At 74.5% G+C, this 17,575-nt stretch carries 14 protein-coding genes; 10 read left to right on the forward strand and 4 right to left on the reverse strand.

Annotated elements, in window-relative coordinates:
• The first annotated feature begins 55 nt into the window (after positions 1 to 55).
• The 3 genes from ACFRAR_RS24605 to ACFRAR_RS24615 all read left to right on the forward strand — a co-directional run bounded on the left by ACFRAR_RS24605 (position 56) and on the right by ACFRAR_RS24615 (position 2,970).
• Positions 56 to 859 carry a nucleotidyltransferase family protein gene (locus ACFRAR_RS24605; RefSeq protein ID WP_380700337.1) on the forward strand — a complete coding sequence of 268 codons (804 nt, stop codon included), beginning with the start codon at positions 56 to 58 and terminating at the stop codon, positions 857 to 859.
• A gap of 312 nt (positions 860 to 1,171) precedes the next feature.
• Positions 1,172 to 2,335: a sensor histidine kinase gene (locus ACFRAR_RS24610; protein ID WP_380700338.1), complete on the forward strand. Its 1,164-nt coding sequence runs from the start codon at positions 1,172 to 1,174 to the stop codon at positions 2,333 to 2,335.
• Positions 2,326 to 2,970 carry a response regulator gene (locus ACFRAR_RS24615; protein ID WP_380700340.1) on the forward strand — a complete coding sequence of 215 codons (645 nt, stop codon included), beginning with the start codon at positions 2,326 to 2,328 and terminating at the stop codon, positions 2,968 to 2,970. Before ACFRAR_RS24610 ends, ACFRAR_RS24615 begins: the two co-directional genes overlap by 10 nt.
• 21 nt (positions 2,971 to 2,991) lie before the next feature.
• On the opposite strand, the gene ACFRAR_RS24620 is transcribed toward ACFRAR_RS24615, so the two are convergent.
• From ACFRAR_RS24620 to ACFRAR_RS24630, 3 genes are all read right to left on the reverse strand, one after another.
• Positions 2,992 to 4,926, reverse strand: coding sequence for an ABC transporter ATP-binding protein (locus ACFRAR_RS24620; RefSeq protein ID WP_380700341.1), 1,935 nt, complete (start codon positions 4,924 to 4,926; stop codon positions 2,992 to 2,994).
• A 463-nt stretch (positions 4,927 to 5,389) separates the two neighbouring features.
• Positions 5,390 to 5,872, reverse strand: a complete 483-nt coding sequence (locus tag ACFRAR_RS24625; RefSeq protein ID WP_380700342.1) for a YbaK/EbsC family protein — start codon at positions 5,870 to 5,872, stop codon at positions 5,390 to 5,392.
• A 7-nt stretch (positions 5,873 to 5,879) separates the two neighbouring features.
• Positions 5,880 to 7,700, reverse strand: coding sequence for a 2-isopropylmalate synthase (locus ACFRAR_RS24630; RefSeq protein ID WP_380700343.1), 1,821 nt, complete (start codon positions 7,698 to 7,700; stop codon positions 5,880 to 5,882).
• Between the two features lie 181 nt (positions 7,701 to 7,881).
• On the opposite strand from ACFRAR_RS24630, the gene ACFRAR_RS24635 reads away from it, so the two are divergent.
• The 6 genes from ACFRAR_RS24635 to ACFRAR_RS24660 all read left to right on the forward strand — a co-directional run bounded on the left by ACFRAR_RS24635 (position 7,882) and on the right by ACFRAR_RS24660 (position 14,648).
• Positions 7,882 to 8,565 (forward strand): FadR/GntR family transcriptional regulator, encoded by a 684-nt coding sequence (locus ACFRAR_RS24635; RefSeq protein ID WP_380700344.1) that lies wholly within the window; start codon positions 7,882 to 7,884, stop codon positions 8,563 to 8,565.
• Positions 8,566 to 8,996: 431 nt separating this feature from the next.
• Entirely contained in the window at positions 8,997 to 11,840 is a 2,844-nt protein-coding gene (locus ACFRAR_RS24640; RefSeq protein WP_380700345.1) for a nitrate- and nitrite sensing domain-containing protein, read from the forward strand.
• Positions 11,837 to 12,298, forward strand: coding sequence for a roadblock/LC7 domain-containing protein (locus ACFRAR_RS24645; protein ID WP_380700346.1), 462 nt, complete (start codon positions 11,837 to 11,839; stop codon positions 12,296 to 12,298). The genes ACFRAR_RS24640 and ACFRAR_RS24645 overlap by 4 nt, the downstream gene beginning before the upstream one ends.
• 5 nt (positions 12,299 to 12,303) lie before the next feature.
• The gene (locus ACFRAR_RS24650; protein ID WP_380700347.1) at positions 12,304 to 12,870 is read left to right on the forward strand and encodes a DUF742 domain-containing protein; all 567 of its coding nucleotides are present in this window, start codon (positions 12,304 to 12,306) and stop codon (positions 12,868 to 12,870) included.
• Positions 12,871 to 12,872: 2 nt separating this feature from the next.
• Positions 12,873 to 13,463 (forward strand): ATP/GTP-binding protein, encoded by a 591-nt coding sequence (locus ACFRAR_RS24655; protein ID WP_380700348.1) that lies wholly within the window; start codon positions 12,873 to 12,875, stop codon positions 13,461 to 13,463.
• A 51-nt stretch (positions 13,464 to 13,514) separates the two neighbouring features.
• Complete coding sequence (locus tag ACFRAR_RS24660) at positions 13,515 to 14,648, forward strand: FAD-dependent monooxygenase (protein WP_380700349.1); 1,134 nt, start codon at positions 13,515 to 13,517, stop codon at positions 14,646 to 14,648.
• 85 nt (positions 14,649 to 14,733) lie between these two features.
• On the opposite strand, the gene ACFRAR_RS24665 is transcribed toward ACFRAR_RS24660, so the two are convergent.
• Positions 14,734 to 15,534 (reverse strand): serine hydrolase, encoded by an 801-nt coding sequence (locus tag ACFRAR_RS24665; RefSeq protein ID WP_380700350.1) that lies wholly within the window; start codon positions 15,532 to 15,534, stop codon positions 14,734 to 14,736.
• A gap of 307 nt (positions 15,535 to 15,841) precedes the next feature.
• Between ACFRAR_RS24665 and ACFRAR_RS24670 the strand changes: the two genes are divergently transcribed.
• Positions 15,842 to 17,563: a PKD domain-containing protein gene (locus tag ACFRAR_RS24670; protein ID WP_380700352.1), complete on the forward strand. Its 1,722-nt coding sequence runs from the start codon at positions 15,842 to 15,844 to the stop codon at positions 17,561 to 17,563.
• Positions 17,564 to 17,575: the final 12 nt, after the last annotated feature.

Consider the following 17,575-nt stretch of genomic DNA (forward strand, 5'->3'; position numbering starts at 1 on the left):
CGCGGCACACCGGCCCGGGAGGTCCGGTGTGCCGCGCGGCTGCCAGACTGTCCCCATGCGCGCGATCATCGAGTCCATGGCCGAGCAACTCACCCGGGTACCGGGCGTGGTGGGGGTGATGCTCGGCGGGAGCCGGGCGCGCGGCGAGGAGCGGCCCGGGTCGGACTGGGACCTCGGGGTGTACTACCGGGGAGCCCTCGGCCTGGACGCGCTGCGCGCGCTCGCCGGGCCGGAGACGGAGGTGGCCGGCCCGGGCGGCTGGGGTCCCTGGGTGAACGGCGGGGCCTGGCTGCGGATCGACGGGGTCGCGGTGGACTGGATCCTGCGGGACCTCGACCGGGTCGAACAGGTGTGGGCGGACTGCCGCGAGGGCCGCTTCGAGGTGGGGACGCAGGCCGGGCACCCGCTCGGCTTCTGGTCGCCCTGCTACCCGGGCGAGGTCGCGCTCGGCCGGCTACTGGCCGACCCCACCGGCGAGTTGGCGACGCTCAAGCGGCGGACGGCGGACTACCCGGAGCCGCTGCGCGACGCCTTGACCGCCGCCACCTGGGAGGCCGGGTTCCTGCTGGACACCGCGACGAAGAGCGCCGCCCGCGCGGACGCCCTGCACGTCTCGCTCTGCCTGTCCCGGGCCGTCGGCATCCTGGTCCAGGCCCTGTACGCCCATCACCGCCGGTGGTGCCTCAACGAGAAGGGCGCCCTGGCCGTGGCGGAGCAACTGCCGCACACCCCGAGGGACTTCGGCCGGACGGCCCGGTCGGTCCTGGCCGCCCCGGGCGGCACCGCCGCGGAACTCGAAGCCACCCTCGCCCGCGCCCGGGAGCTGACCCGGCAGACGGTGGCCGCACTGGGCCGCTGAGCCGCCCGGCCGCCCCCGGGCGGGGCGGCCACGCGACGGGGCGGCCACGCGACGGGGCGGCCACGCGACGGGGCGGCCAGCCCCGGTACCAGGAGGCGGTGGACGCGTGGTCGGGCACCGACACCACGTCGAGGGCAGCCGCCCTCAGCTCTGACCAGACCGGCGGAGTACTGCCAGCCCAGGGTGAAAGCGTCGTCCATGGCACCATCCTGACCCGGCGCCCGGAGCCGTGGCCAGCGAATATGCCGGGCGAGGCCGGGCGCCGCCGGCAGCGCCGCTCCCGCCCGCACCGACCCCGTAAGCTCGGACCCCATGCAGGGGGACGCAGCAGACCGGACGCCGTGGCCGCGCCGCGCCGTGGGGTTCCTGCTCGGCGTCCCGAGCGCGGTCCTCGCCGCCCTGTACCTGCTCCTCGCGGCCGTCGTCCTCGGCCCGTTCCTGCTCCGGCCGCGCCACCGCCCCCGCGCCACCGGGAGGTTGATGCCCGGGGTGCGCCGGCTGGCCGCCCTGGAACGGGCCCGGCGCCGCGCGTTCTTCGGCGACCGCTTCCCCCGCCACTACCGGGCGCAGGACCCCGGGCTGCTGCGCTACCTGGTGGCGCGCGCCGGCAGCGGACTGGTCACCGGGGCGGTGCTGGCACTGCTGGCCTTCGGCGCGGGCCTGGCCGTGCTGCTGGCCGGCGGGCTGCTGCGCGGCTCGCTCGACTGGGCGCAGATGGCGGTCCAGACACTGCTCGGCGGGGTGCTGCTCTTCCTGGCCGTGCAGGGCCTGTGCTCGCTGGCCGCGCTGGACGCCCGGCTCGCCCGCGAGTGCTTCGGCCCGTCCGAGGCCGAGCTGCTGCGCCGCCGGATCGCCGAACTCGCCGACAGCCGGGCCGCGGTGGTGCGGGCGGTGGACACCGAGCGGCGCCGGATCGAGCGGGACCTGCACGACGGCGTCCAGCAGCGGGTGGTGGCGTTGGCGATGCTGCTCGGCCGGTCGCGGCGCGGCCTGGAGCGCCGTCAGGATCCGGAGCGTACGGCGGAACTGCTGCGCCAGGCGCACCGGGAGGCGCAGGGGCTGCTGACCGAACTGCGCGAGGTGGCCTGGCGGGCGTACCCGTCGGCGCTGGACACCCTGGGGCTGGAGGAGGCGCTGGGCGGGGTCGCCGAGCGCTGCGCGGTCCCGCTGCGGGTCCACTACGAGGTGGCCGGCCCGCTGCCCGGCCCGGTCCGCACCGCGGCCTACTTCGTGGTGTCGGAGTGCGTCACCAACGCCGCCAAGCACTCCGGCGCCCGGGCGGTCTCGGCCCGGGTGGTCGGGACCGCCGCGCTGCTCACCGTCCGGGTGGAGGACGACGGCCGCGGCGGCGCGGACCCGGCGGGCAGCGGTCTGACCGGCCTGCGCGGGCGGGTCGCCGCGCTGGACGGCACCCTCCACGTCCACAGCCCCGCCGGGGGCCCGACCGTCATCACCGCGGAGCTGCCATGCGCGTGACCCTCGCCGAGGACTCGACCCTGCTGCGGGAGGGGCTGGTGCGCCTGCTCGCCGAGGAGGGGCACCGGGTGCTGGCCGCCGTCGGTGACGCGACGGCCCTGCTCGCGGCCGTGGCGCGGCAGCCGCCGGACGTCGTGGTGGTGGACATCCGGATGCCGCCGACCCACACCGACGAGGGGCTCCGGGCGGCGGTGGAGATCCGCGGGCGGTGGCCGGACGTCGGGGTCCTGGTGCTCTCCCAGCACGTCGAACGCGGTTACGCGGCCCGGCTGTTGGACACGGGCGCGGAGCGGGTCGGCTATCTGCTGAAGGACCGGGTGGCCGAGGTGGACGAGTTCCTGGACGCCCTGGTGCGGGTCGCGGCGGGCGGCGCGGTGATCGACCCGGAGGTGGTCCGGCAGCTGGTGGTCCGCACCACCCGCGCCGATCCGCTGGCCCGGCTGACCCCGCGCGAGCGCAGCGTCCTGGAGGCGCTCGCCGAGGGCTGGACCAACACCGCCGTCGCGCAGCGGCTGCACATCTCGCTGAGCGCGGTGGAGAAGAACCTCAACGCCGTCTTCGACAAGCTGGAGCTGCCCCGCACCACCGACCACAACCGCCGGGTCCTGGCCGTCCTGCGCTACCTCGGCGGGTAGCCGGCCGCGGGAGGCGGGCGCTCACGGCTTCCCCGGCTCCCGGGCCCGGAACGCCGTGACCGGGCGGGCGGCCGGGCCCGCACCCGATCCGGTCCCCGGGCCCGGCCCCGAACCGGCCGCACCTGAACCGGCCGCACCCGGGGCGGCCGCCCGCGCGCCGTCCGGGCCCGGCCCTGGCCCGGCGGGGTCCGGCGGGCGCAGCGTGAGGACCTGGTCAGCCAGCGGCAGGAGGGCCCGGTCATGGGTGATCAGCACGGTGGTGCGCCCCGCCATCAGGCGGCGCAGCGCGGGGACGAGCTGCTCGACGGTGTGCGGGTCGAGACCGCTGGTGGGTTCGTCCAGGACCAGGACGGGGGTGTCCCGCAGGAAGGCGCGGGCGATGGCGACGCGCCGGCTCTGGCCGCCGGAGAGCTGGAAGCCGTCGGCGCCGATCACCGTGCGGTAGCCGTCCGGGAGCGCGGTGACGAAGTCGTGGGCGCCGGCACTGCGGGCGGCGCGTTCGATGTCGGCGGGCGGGGCGTCGGGGCGGCCGTAGGCGATGTTGTCGGCGATGGACCCGTGGAACAGCGGGGCTTCCTGGGGCAGCAGCGTGACCGCCCGGCGCAGTGAGACCAGGGTGAGGTCGCGCAGGTCCTGCCCGTCGAGGCGGACGGTGCCGGCCTGCGGGTCGAGGAAACGGACCAGGAGCTTGGCGAGGGTGGACTTGCCGCCGCCGCTGGGCCCGACGACGGCCAGGCTCTCGCCGGGGCCCAGGTCGAAGTCCAGGCCGGTCAGGACGGGCGGCCCGGGCAGTCCGGTGGCGCCCGGATAGCCGGCCCGCACGTCCCGGAGGGTGAGCCGGCCCCGGACGGGGCCGGTGTCCCGGGCGGTGGGGCGCTCGCGCACCGGGCTGGTGAGGTCGTGCAGCTCCAGGACGCGTTCGCCGGAGGCGCAGGCCGTGCCGGCGAGCGGGACGAGGGCCGCGAGCTGCTCGACGGGCTCGAACAGCTGGGCCATGAAGGCGGCGAAGGCGAGCAGGCCGCCGAGGCTGAGGTTGCCGTGGACGACTTCCAGCGCACCGACGCCCACCACGGCGAGCCCGGCCAGCAGTTGCAGCACACCGACGAACGGCTGGTAGAGGTCGGCGACCCGGGCGGCGGCGAGTTCGGCGTCCAGCAGGGCCCGGCCCTCCCGGTGGACCCGTTCGACCTCGCGCTCCTCCTGGCCGCAGGTCCGGGTGACCTCCGCGTTGCGCAGGCTCTCCTCCAGCAGTGCGGTGACCCCGCCCGCCCGGCGCTGGACCTGCCGTTCCCGGCGCCGGATGCGGCGTCCGAACAGGCTGGTGGTCAGGACGAACAGCGGGGCGGCCAGCAGCGCGGCCACGGTGAGCGGCCAGCTCAGGTAGAACGCGGCGCCGGTGAACAGCACCAGGCTGACGGAGGCCACCGCGCCCTCGACCAGCCCGGTGGCCACCATCTGCTCGATCGCGGCGATGTCGGTGGTGAGTCGCGCGACCAGGTCGCCCCGCCAGCGGGTCTCCAGGGTGTCGGGTGGCAGGGTGTGCAGGTGGGCGAGGGTGTCGGTGCGCAGCCGCAGCATGACGCGCTCGGCCGTCCGGGTGCTGGTGTAGGTGCCGGCGTAGGTGAACAGCGCGGCGGTGGCGGACGCGCCGAGCATGAGGCCGGCGAGCAGCCAGAAGTCGGCGAAGCGCCGGGGCACGAGGACGTCGTCGATCAGGTCCTTGAACAGCCAGACGGAGACGACCTCGCCGAAGGCGCCGAGGACGAGCAGGACCCCGCTCACCGGCAGCCAGCGCACATCGGGGCGCACCCAGGGCCAGAACCGGTGGAACAGCTCCCGCAGCGGGATGACGGGTGAGTCCGTCACCGGACCCTGGTCGTCGGCCCTCTGGTCGTCGGCCCCCTGGTCGTCGGTCTCGTCCGCCCCCGGGTCGCCCGTAGGCGCCGCATTGCGCATGGACACGGTCCGTTGCTCTAGGAAGCAGCGTGGCTTCGTGGCGGGACGCGCCGTCGTCGGGACAGCGGCGGCGTCGCTCCCAGGGTGAGGGGCCGACGGTGGCGCCGCCGGCCCCTTGTGATGGTGCTAGTCAGAACTGCCGTGTGCAGTCCCCGCCGAACTCACCGTCACCACATGCCGAAGCGGCGACGGTGGTGCCCACGGCGGTCGCGACGACGACGGCGACGATCCCTGCCTTCACGACGATCGAAGTAACTCATCACGGCTTCTCTCTCTCGTCTCGGCGGCACTCCTGTGCGCCCGAGACCGGCGCTGACGGCGCGGTCGCGGGGACCTGGAGGCCGTTGCCCGTGGCCCGACCGTTCCGGCCGCCGGATCGGCGACACCGGGAACGGTTCGTTCCACTCCTCCAGTATCCGCCCACCGTCGGTCTCCGCAGCCCGAGAGCGATCGACCCTTGCGGTTACCGGGCCACCACGGTGGCCGGAGTGCCGCCCGTGACGGTGAGCAACTCCGGGTAGGTCATCGGCACGACGGTGTGCGGGTGTCCGGCGGCGGCCCAGAGCACCTGGTACGTCTCCAGCGCGGTGTCGACGACGGTGCGCAACCGGGTCGGGTGGCCGGTCGGGGCGACGCCGCCGATGGCCTGGCCGGTGGCCTCGCGGACCTGGGCGGCGGTGGCGCGCTCGATCGGCCCGGTGCCCAACTGCCGCGCCAGGTAAGCGGTGTCGACCCGGTGGGCGCCGCTGGTCATGACCAGCAGCGGGGCGCCGTCGCAGTGGAACACCAGGCTGTTCGCGATGGCGCCGACCTCGCAGCCGAGCGCGGCGGCGGCCTCGGCCGCGGTGCGGGCGGAGTCGGGCAGGACGCGGATCTCGCCGGGGACGCCGGCGGCCGCCAGGGCCTCGGCGACGGCCTGGCTGCGGGCGGGGAGGGAGGGTGTCATCGGCCCATCATGCCTTCCGCGCCGGGGAGGCCGGAGAGGCCTGGGAAGCCTGGATCGCCGGGGACACCGGGGACACCGGGGAGGCCTCCCGGGCCACGGAGGCGCGCCCGACGGCGCTCAGTACCGCCCGGACACCCGCGGTGAGCACCGAGGCGTCGCGACCGACCCCCCACACCACCCGATCGGCCGAGCCGACGGACCCGCCGGAGCCTCCGGAACCCCCCGGGCCGCCCACCCGGGCCTCCACGTACGCGACCGCGTCCCGCCCCGGGCCCACCGCGTGCTCGCCGAAGGAGAGGATCTCCGCGCCCACCGCGTCGGCCACCGCGTCCAGTGGCCCGGCGCCGGTGCCCCGGCGGCCGTCGACCTCCGCCCAGTCCTCGCCGACCCGCCACTTCCGGTCGGCCCCCGCGTCCAGGTACTCGGCCCGGAACAGCTCGTACAGCTCCCGCGCGGTCACCTCGCGCCCGCTGTCGTCGGTGGCCTCCTGCACCACCCGGGCGAACTCGATCTGCAGGCGCCGGGGCAGTTCCAGCCCCTCCGCGGTGTGCAGCAGGTGGGCGATCCCGCCCTTGCCCGACTGGCTGTTGACCCGGATCACCGCCTCGTAGTCCCGCCCCAGGTCGGCCGGGTCGATCGGCAGGTAGGGCACCGACCAGGGCGCCTGCCGCTCCGGGACACCCAGTGCGGCGGCCGTCTCGGCGTGCCGGGCGAAGCCCTTGCGGATGGCGTCCTGATGGGTGCCGGAGAAGGCGGTGTGCACCAGGTCGCCCGCGTACGGGTGCCGCTCGTGGACGGGCAGCCGGTTGCAGTGCTCGACGGTGCGGCGGATCGCGTCGATGTCGGAGAGGTCGAGCATCGGGTCGACGCCCTGGGTGTGCAGGTTGAGCGCCAGGGTCACCAGGTCGACGTTGCCGGTCCGCTCGCCGTTGCCGAACAGGCAGCCCTCGACCCGCTGGGCGCCGGCCAGGACGGCCAGTTCCGCGCAGGCGACGCCGGTGCCCCGGTCGTTGTGGGGGTGGACGGAGAGGATCACCGCCTCGCGCCATTCCAGGTGGCGGTCCATGTACTCGATCTGGTCGGCGTACACGTTGGGGGTGGCGATCTCGACGGTGGCCGGCAGGTTGTGGATGACGGGCCGCTCCGGCGCGGCGTCCCAGAGCCGGGTCAGGCCGTTGCAGACCTCCAGGACGTAGTCCGGCTCGGTCAGGTTGAACACCTCGGGCGAGAACTGGAACCGCAGGCCGTCCCGGCCCTCCCCCAGCCTGGCCATCAGCGTCGCGGCCCCGGTGATCAGCGCCCGCAGCTCGGCCCGCTCCTTGCCGAGGACGACCTCGCGCCACTGCGGCGCGGTCGCGGTGTACAGGTGGACGACCACCCGGGGCAGGCCGGCGACGGATTCGAAGGTGCGCCGGATCAGGTCTTCGCGGGCCGCCGTGAAGACGACCACGGTGACGTCCTCGGGCACCGCGCCGGGGGTGGTGGCCAGCCGGCGGACGAAGTCGAAGTCGGTCCGGCTGGCGGAGGGGTAGCCGACCTCGATCTCCTTGAAGCCCATGGCGAGGAACAGGTCGAACATCCGCTGCTTGCGCACCGGGTCCATCGGTTCGGCCAGCGCCTGGTTGCCGTCGCGCAGGTCGACGGGGACCCACAGCGGGGCCCGCTCGGTCCGCCGGCCGGGCCAGCGGCGCAGCAGGGCGGGCACGTGGACCCGCTCGTGGGCGGGGCGGTAGCGGTGGGAGGGCATGGCGCCGCCGCGCTGGGGGTTCCAGGCGGGGGCGGCGGCCGGGACGGGTCCGGCGGGGGCGTGCAGGGTCGGGAAGCGCATGGCGGGTTTCCTCGGGCAGGTACCGGGGACCGGCAGGACGGCGCCCCGCAGCGGGGTGCCGGTCAGGTCACGCCCCGCTGCGGCCACCAAGAAGAAGGCCCCCCGGGGTGGGCGTCCACGGCTGCATGCCGGGTAGAGTAACCACGACCCAAGTCCTCAGACAACCTGACAGGTGAACCCGATGGCCGCGCTCCGCCCCTCCCCCCTCGCCGAACAGGCCGCCGCGCGGCTGGAGGAGCAGATCCGGGCCGGCCAGTGGCCGGTGGGCGGGAAGCTGCCGGGCGAGGTGGCGCTGGCCAAGGAGCTGGGCGTCGGCCGCTCGACCGTCCGGGAGGCGCTGCGCACCCTCGCGGCGGCCGGGATGGTGCAGAGCCGCCAGGGCTCCGGGGTGCTCGTCACCGCCGACCGGCCCACCGGGGACTGGGCCGCCAGGCTGCGCCGCGCCGAACTGGCGCACGTCTACGAGGTGCGCACGGTGGTCGAGGTGCAGGCGGCCCGGCTGGCGGCCACCCGCCGCACGGAGGCGGACCTCGCCGCGCTCGACGCCGCGCTGGCGGCGCGCCTGGCGGCGGGCGGGGCCGACGACGCCGCCTTCGTGGAGGCCGACATCGCCCTGCACACCGCCGTGGTGGCGGCGGCTCACAATCCCGTCCTGGATGACCTCTTCGCCCAGTTCGCCCCGGTTCTTCGGGAGCAACTGGTCACCCTGGTCGGACTGTTCGGACTGCGCGCGGAGGACCCGAACCACGGCTACGGCTCGCACGCCGACCTCGTCCGGGCCCTGCGCGACGGCGATCCGGAGGAGGCCGGGCGGGTGCTCGCGGCGGAGCTGGAGGCCACCCGGTCCCGGCTGCTGGCGCACTGACGGCCGGCCGGCAGTCCGCGTAGCGACTCCCGGCCGGGCGTCACACACTTTTCACACTCCGGTCATCCTTCGGCCGCGCGCCTCATTGACACTGTGTCACGCGGGTCCGGGACCGCCTGCTCCGCATACGTACAGTCAACAAATGAATGACATTGTGACCACCGCGTGCACAAGCACGGCTCAGGTAGTGAACGGATTTTCACTCCTATCAAACGATATGACTAGTATCGCTTCGTCAAAAAGCCCGTGCCCCCGGACGGCCCGCCCCTCACCGGCCGGCCGCCAGCCTCAAGGAGTCAGCTCTGCGCGCGCGTGCGAATCGGCGGCCCCCGACGCCGAAGGGCCCCCGCAGGCGTCCACGCCTGTCCCTGCGGACGGCACTGCTCGTCCTGGCCGTCGTCCCCAGCATCGCCCTGGTCGCCCTCTGGGCCGTGACCAGCGGTGAGACCATCGCCGACTTCCAGCGGCTGGCCGACCAGGCCACCATCGCCCAGAAGGCCGGCCAGCCCTCCAACATCGTCTACTACAACCTCCAGGAGGAACGCCGGCTCAGCGCCGAGGCGCTCGCCCGGCCCGCCTCCAACACCGACCAGCTGCGCCACCAGCGGCAGCTGACCGACGACGCGGTCCGGCAGTTCCAGACCCTCTCCGGGGAGACCGCCGACAGCGCCCCCGCCGAGGTCCGCGCCGCCGTCGCCGAAGCCCGCCAGGCCATGGGCAAGCTCGCCGAGCAGCGCTCCGCCGTCGACCGCGCCACCACCGACCAGCAGAGCGTCTACGCCTACTACACCGACCTGATCAGCGTCGACCTGCGGCTGTTCACCGCGCTCAGCCGGGTCGACACCGGTGAGGTCACCTGGCTGTCCAAGACCCTGGTCAACTCCTTCTGGGCCAAGGAGATGCTCTCCCGCGAGGACGCCATCCTGGCCCGCGGCTGGCCCGGCGGCCGGCTGTCCACCGCCGACTACCAGCAGGTCCAGCAGCTGATCGGCGCCCAGGACCACCTGCTCAACGTCCAGGTCATCCCGTACATCCCGGACTCCGAGGCGCAGGCCTGGCGCGACCTGGTCAACAGCCCGTCCTGGCAGGGCAAGGCCGCCGTCGAGCAGGCCCTGCTCAAGCCCACCGCCCCCGACGCCAACGGCACCGTCAAGCTCCCCGCGACCCAGGACCAGTGGCGCCAGGCCCTCGACGGGCTCAACCCGCCGCTGGTCAAGGCGATCGAGGACCGTACCAACGGCATCATCGAGGTCGCCAAGAGCGCCATCCTCGGCATGCTCACCCGCGTGGTGCTGACCACCGTCATCGGCCTGATCACCGTCGTCGCCGTCGTCATCGCCTCCTGGCGCCTGAGCCGCTCGCTGCGCCGCCGCATCAAGGACCTGCACACCCAGGCCGAGGAGATGCGCCGCACCCTGCCCGAGGTGGTCGAGCGCCTCGGCCGCGGCGAGCACGTGGACGTCGAGGCCGAGACCCACTCCATCGAGGCCGGCCCGGCCGACAACCGCACCGACGAGCTCGCCCGCCTCGGCCAGGCGCTCAACCTGGCCCGCTCCGCCGCCCTGGAGGCCGCCGTCGGCCAGGCCGAGCAGCACCGCGGCTTCGAGCGGCTGCTCCAGCGCATCGCCCGCCGCACCCAGCTGCTGATCGGCCGCCAGCTGCGCAAGCTGGACGAGCTGGAGCGCAGGCACGACGACCCGGAGGTCCTGGAGGGCCTGTTCGACCTCGACCACCTCACCGCCCGGCTGCGCCGCTACGAGGAGAACCTCGTCATCATGGCCGGCGGCCAGCCGCAGCGGCGCTGGCGCAAGCCCGTCCCGCTGCTGGACGTGCTGCGCGCGGCGCAGGGCGAGGTGCAGGACTACCGCCGGATCTCGATCGACATCGAGGGCCACCCGTGGCTCTCCGAGCGGGCCGTCGGCCCGGTCGCGCACGTGCTCGCCGAGCTGATGGAGAACGCCACCACCTTCTCCAAGCCGCCCACGCCGGTCGAGGTGCGCGCCGCCATGGTCGGCCGCGGGCTCGCGATCGAGATCGAGGACCGGGGCCTGGGCATGGACCCGGAGCAGTACGACCAGGCCAACGAGCTGATGAGCCGCCCGCCGCGCACCGACGTGCTGGCCCGGGCCGACGACATCCGCCTCGGCTTCCACGTGATCGCCCGGCTGGCCTCGCTGCACGGGCTGAGGATCGAGTTCCGCCCGTCCGCCTTCGGCGGCACCCGGGTGGTCGTGCTCGTCCCGGACGAGCTGGTCATCGAGGGCGACACCGGGCTGCCGGACGGCGCCGGCGGCACCGCCGCCGAGCCGATCCCGCTGGTGCGCCGCTCGCGCCGGGCGGTGCGCTCGGCCTCCGACGAGACGCCCACCCAGGTGTCGGCCGGACCGCCGGTCGCGCCGGTGGAGTCCTTCCCGCTCGGCGACTTCGCGCCGCAGACGGCTCCGCTGCCGCTGCCGGCGCCCGCGGCGGGGGCGGAGCCGGAGGCCGCCGTCCACGGGACCGTGCCGTCGGAGCAGCCGTACCGGCCGCCGTCGCCGTTCACACCGGTCGAGCCGTTCGCACCGGTCGAGCCGGTCGAGCCGGTCGAGCCGCCCGCGCCGTTCGCGCCGTTCGCGGCGGAGCGACCCCAGCAGCCCGAGCAGCCGTACCAGCAGGAGCAGCCCTACCCGGCGGAGCAGCCGTACCAGCACGAGCAGCCCGTTCCGCAGCCGCCGTCGCTCCAGCCGGAGCAGCCGATCGAGCACACCTCCCCGGCCGACCCGGCGCCCACCCACGACGCCCCGGCCTACCCGGACATCGCCTACGCCCGGGTCACCGACGCCGAGGCCCCGTACGCCGACGAGCAGTACCGCCCGGCCGACCACTACCGGCTGGCCGAGCGGCGCCGCGAGTACCCGACCTCGGTGCCGTACAGCCCGGCCGAGAGCGGCCAGCCCCCGCTGCCGCAGCGGGTCCGGCAGGCGAGCCTGGCGGCCGAGCTGCGGGTGCCGCCCGCCCAGCCGCAGTGGGTCGAGCGCCCCGCCGTGGACACCGGGCCCACGAGCCCGTTCCAGCGCACCGAGCGGCCGGTCCGGCGCTCCGGCGCGGCGATCGGCGCCTTCCAGCGCCAGTCCCGCGCCGCCCGGGCCCAGGACAGCGGCGAGCACCCGCTGCCCGCGTCCGCCACCCCGGCGGCCCCCTCCGCCGTACCCGCCGGTCCCCCGGCCACCGCCCCGTCCCCCTGGGCCCTCCCGGCCGCGGACTCCCGAACCACACGAACGGATGAGCAGTCATGAACCGCACGATCGCCACCCACCAGGACCTGGACTGGCTGCTGGACGGACTCGTCGACTCGGTGCCCGGGACCAGGAACGCCGTCCTGCTCTCCGACGACGGCCTCGTGGTCAGCCACTCCCGCACCATCGAGCGGGCCGACGCCGAGCGCCTGGCGGCCGTCGCCACCGGCCAGCAGAGCCTGGCCCGCGGTGTCGGGCAGCTCTTCGACGGCGGCCCGGTGCACCAGGTGATCGTCGAGCTCGCCGAGTGCTGGCTGTTCATCATCGCCGCCGCCCAGGGCACCCACCTGGCCGTCGTCGCCTCCCAGGAGGTGGACGCCGAGGTGATGTCCGTCGCGATGCACACCCTGGTGCAGCAGGTCGGCCAGAAGCTCAGCACCCCGGTACGCGGCGACGGCACCGCCGCCCCCGCCGCCCCGGCGTCCTTCGACGCCTTCGCCGCCCGGAACCGGGGCTGACGCGGGTGGACCCGTACGGGAACGACGCCTGGGCGGACGGCCCCGAGGGGGACCGGCCGGCCGGTCCGCGGCCCGTCCCCGCCGACGGCCCGCAGCCCGGCCCGCAGTCCGGCCCGCAGTCCGGCGGGGACGACCGCTGGCGGCGCGGCGCGGTGCCGCACTGGAGCGACCTGGCGGAGGAGGAGGCGGAGGACGAGTCGGGCACCATGGTGCGCCCGTACACGATCACCCGCGGCCGGACCGCGCCCGAGCGCGACGACCTCACCCTCATCACCGTGCTCACCACGGACGAGGACAAGGCCGCCGCGGCCCTGGCGCGGGGCAGCCGCGCCGGTGCGCGCGGTCTCCAGCCCGAGCACCGGCTGATCCTCGAACACTGCCGCCGCCCGGCAGCCGTCGCCGAGGTGTCGGCGGGCCTGGACCTCCCGGTCTCGGTCACCAAGATCCTGCTGGGCGACCTGGTCGCCCAGGGCCTGCTGAAGGCCCGGGCGCCGCTGTCGGTGGCCCGGGCCGCCGGGGGCGTGGACCTCGGCCTGCTCACGGCCGTACGCGAAGGACTCCGGAGACTCTGAACATGGCAACACCCCACTCCGCCACCGACGACCCCGCCGCCCCGGCCGCCGTCAAGATCCTGATCGCGGGCGGCTTCGGCGTCGGCAAGACCACCCTGGTCGGCTCGGTCAGCGAGGTCACCCCGCTGCGCACCGAGGAGTACCTGACCCGGGCCAGCGTCGGCGTCGACGACCTGGCCGGTGTCGACCAGAAGACCACGACGACCGTCGCGCTCGACTTCGGCCGGATCACGATCAGCCCCGAGCTGGTCGTCTACCTGTTCGGCACGCCCGGCCAGGAACGCTTCTGGTTCATGTGGAACGACCTGGTCAACGGCGCCCTCGGCGGCATCGTCATCGCCGATACCAGGCGGCTGGACACCAGTTTCGCCTCCATCGACTTCTTCGAGAGCCGGGGCATCCCGTTCGTGGTCGCGATCAACTGCTTCCACAACACCAACACCCGCACCCCCGAGGAGATCCGGGCCGCGCTCGACCTCGACCCGCAGGTGCCGATGCTGCTCGGGGACGTGCGCGAGCGCGCCTTCGGGCGGGACCTGCTGCTCGCCCTGGTCGACCACCTGATGGACCTCGCCTCGGCTCCCGTCGTCTGAACCCTCCCGGCTCACCCCGAACCGCCTGAACTTCCTTCCGGAGCACTCCACATGACCAGTCCCCTGCGCGTCCTCGTCCACGGCGGCGGCATCGGCGGCCTCACCCTCGCCACCGCCCTCGCCGAGCGCGGCCACCAGGTCGATGTCGCCGAGCTGCGCGAGCAGTTGGAGGCCCTCGGTGTCGGCATCATCCAGCCGTCCAACGCCCTGCACGTGATGCGCGAGATCGGCGTCCTGGACGACTGCCTGTCCGTCGGCTTCGAGTGGGAGGTGCTGACCATCTGCGACCCGGCCGGCGCCACCCTCGCCACCATCCCCCAGCCCCGGATGGGCGACGCCCCCTCCAACAACGGCATCCCGCGCCCGGCGCTCGCCCGGGTCCTGGCCGACGCCGCCGTCAAGGCCGGTGCCACCGTCCGGTTCGGCACCACCATCGCCACCCTGAGTGAGGACGCCGACGGCGTCGAGGCCGCCCTGACCGACGGACACACCGGCCGCTACGACCTGGTCGTCGGCTTCGACGGCATCGGCTCGCCGCTGCGCCGCCGGCTGTACGGCGAGAAGTACGCCCCCGAGTACACCGGCTTCGCCAACTGGCGCGTCACGCTGCCGCGTTCGCCCGAGGTGCGGGGCGTGGTGATGTCCTCCGGCAACCTCAGGGCGAAGGCGCTGCTCACCCCGATCAGCGCGGACCTGATGTACCTGGGCTCGGTCTTCGCCGAGGCCGAGGACTTCCGCCCGGACCCGGAGCGCGCCCACGAGCAGCTGCGCGAGCGGCTGGCCGGCTTCGGCGGCCCGATCGCCGAGGCGCTGGCCCAGGTCACCGACCCGGCCGCGGTGGTCTACTCGCGGATCTCCCAGGTCACCGTCGAGGAGCCCTGGCACGTCGGCCGGATCGTCCTCGCGGGCGACGCCGCCCACGCTTCCACCCCGCACCTGGCGCAGGGCGCCGCGATGGCCGTCGAGGACGCCCTGGTGCTCGCCCGGAGCCTCGACGCGGCCGACAGCGTCCCGGCCGCCCTCACCGCCTGGGAGGAGCGCCGCCGTCCGCGCGCGATGTGGGTCCAGGCCCTGTCCCGGGCGATCCTCAAGCAGGAGACGGGCGCGGCGACCACGCCGGAGGAGGACGAGCTGCTGAAGGTCGGCATCCCCGGTGCCGCGCACGTCCTGGTGCGGCCGTACTGACGACGCCGGGAGCCCTTCGGGTTCGAACACGGGCCCGGCGGGGCGGTGTCGTGGCGCCCCGCCGGCCCGCCGGGTCCCGTCCGGCTCAACCCGTCGGACGCAGCGACGCCGCCGGGGCCGCCGGCGCTCGCGCGGTGATCTGGTCGCGCCGGTCCCACACCGCCCGGGAGATCCGGGCGAGCAGCCGGGCCGCCGGGTCGGTGCGGTCCGTGCCGTCGGCGAGCGGGCCGGTGTAGCAGACGGCGATCAGATAGGGCGGGCAGTCCGCCGCCTGGACCAGGCCGACGCTGTGCCGGGCGCCGGGGACCCAGCCGTTCTTGAAGGCGATCCGGGTGTCGGCCGGGAGGCCGGCGGCCAGGTCCACCCGGAAGTCGTTCTGTTCGAGCAGGGCGAGCAGTTCCGGCTCGCCGGCCAGCGAGCGCAGCAGCCGGACCAGGTCGTGGGCGCTCACCCGGTTGTGCAAGCCCCGGGCGCGCGCTGCCCGGTCCTCGATCCCGCGCGGGGTGGCGCTGCGGGTGGCTCCCGCGCGGCGCCACACGTCGGCGACGGCCTGCCGGGTGGTGCGGGCCAGGCAGAGGTTGGTGGCGAGGTTGGACGAGTGGGTGATCATCCGCTCGGCGAGCAGGCGCAGCGGCACGTGGGTGCCGAGCAGTTCCCAGGGCAGCGGATCGCTGTCCCAGTCCGGGTCGTTGACGAACTCGCCGCCCACGGCGGACTCGAAGCGGTTCACCACCGGCACCTCGGCATCGAGGTCGGCGCCGCTTCGGCAGAGCGCGGCGAGCACCGCGACCTTCATCGTGCTCGCGGCGTCGTGCAGTACGTCGGGGTTGCGGGCGAACACCGGCTTCGAGTCGCCCGTCCAGGGGGCCACCACCACGGAGAGCATGGGGGAAGGGTACGGGAGGGCGGGACCGGACCCCGGCCGTTGCGGCGGACGACACGAACGCCTTCCGGCGCCGCCCGGCCGGGCCCGCACCACCGCGGGAGCGGTCAAGGGGTGGCAAAAGCCCCCAGGGCGCCATTCCCTCGCGCGAACAGAACCTTCGCCCCCTTACCGTGCAAATGCGACGCCCATTCATAAAGCGTCCGGGGGCCGGTCGTCCGGAAAAAACCAGGTCCCCCGAAGTGCGTGCGAGCTGTACTCTCTGAGCACATTCGAACTGTGCCGAATGTGTTCAGTTATTCACACAACTGTGGGGGAATCGGTGCACAACCGCCGACTTGTGGTCCTCGCCGCCTTCGTGGCGGCCGGTGTCGGTATCGCCACGTCCGGGACGGCCCAGGCGGCCGCTCCGTCCTCGAAGCCCGCCTCGCCCGCCGCCAACGCGGTCGGGCTGGACGCGATCAAGCAGCTGCCCGCCAAGACCTACGACAGCGCCGCCGACCGTACGGTCGTCACCGCGAAGCCCGGCGCCCGGGCCGCGGCGCCCGCCCAGGGTGCGCCGGCCGCCGCGCCGCTCTCCGCGACCATCGGGATCGGCCTGCGCGCCACGCTCACCAGCGCGCACGGCGTCGACCTGGAGACCCAGCTCACCCCCAGCGCCACCGGCACCGTCGCCGTCACCATCGCCTGGGGCGACGGGACGTCGGACACCTTCAACGCCGGCATCGCCGGCGGCGGGCTGGACAAGCGCGTCACCAAGCACAAGTACACCTCGACCGGCCGGTACGACGTCAAGGTCACGGCGACGGACACCGCGAACGCCGTCGAGGCCACGAACACCCTCTCGCTGGAGACCCTCGGCAGCGAGTTCACCCCGGTCGCCCCCGCCCGCCTGCTGGACACCCGCTGGGGCGTCGGCGCCCCGGCGGCCAAGGTCCCCGCCCGCGGCACGGTGGCCCTGAAGATCGACGGCGCCGGCCAGATCCCCGCCGGGGTCGACGCGGTGGTGCTCAACGTCACCGTCACCAACGCCACGGCGGACGGCCACGTCTCCGTGCAGCCCACGAAGACCCTGGCCGAGACGGCCGAGACGTCGAACCTGAACTTCGTCGCCGGCCAGACCGTCCCGAACCTGGTGGTGGCCACCGTCGGCTACGACGGCTACGTCTACCTCTTCAACTCCAGCTTCCAGTCGGTCGACCTGCTCGCCGACGTCACCGGCTACTTCGCCGCCAAGGCCGCCAGCGGCTACAAGTCCGTGACGCAGACCCGCGTCGTCGACACCCGCTCGGCCATCGGGGCGCCGCTGGGCCAGGTCCCCGGCCTGAGCAGCTTCGACGTCCAGATGACCGGCCGCAACGGCGTCCCGGCCGGGGTCACCGCCGTGGCGGTCAACCTGACGGCCACCGGCCCGCAGGACGCCGGCCACCTGATCGCCTACCCGACCGGGCAGGCGGTGCCGACCACCTCCAACCTGAACTTCACCGGCGGCCAGACCGTCGCCAACGCGGCGATCGTGCCGGTCGGCGCGGACGGCAAGATCACCATCCGCAACGGCAGCTGGAAGCCGACCGACGTGGTGCTCGACATCGTCGGCTACTACACCCCCGCCAGCCGCTCCGCCCTGGTGCCGATCGGCAAGCCGCTCCGGCTGCTCGACACCCGGCTGCCCGACGGCAGCGGCAAGCCCACCCCGATCACGGCGCGCAACTACATCGCGCTCAGCCTGGAGGGCGACACGACCACCCCGAGGTTCGACGGCTACGTGTTCAACACCACCGTCACCAACACCGCCGGGCCGGGCTTCCTGTCGGTCAACCCCGACCCGAACTTCTGGTCCGCCTACCTGAACGGGACGGCGGTCACCCCGGACCGTCCGGTCTCCTCGACGCTGAACTGGACGGCCGGCCAGACCGTCCCGAACCTCACGCAGAGCTCCAGCGGCAAGGGCAGCGTCATCGACTTCTGGAACCAGGGCTGGCAGAACGCCGACCTCCTGGTCGACCTCCAGGCCTACTACGAGTCGAACTGACCACTGACAGGC

Origin of the sequence: Kitasatospora sp. NPDC056651 (genome assembly GCF_042792155.1) — a bacterium.
Lineage (GTDB): Bacteria > Actinomycetota > Actinomycetes > Streptomycetales > Streptomycetaceae > Kitasatospora.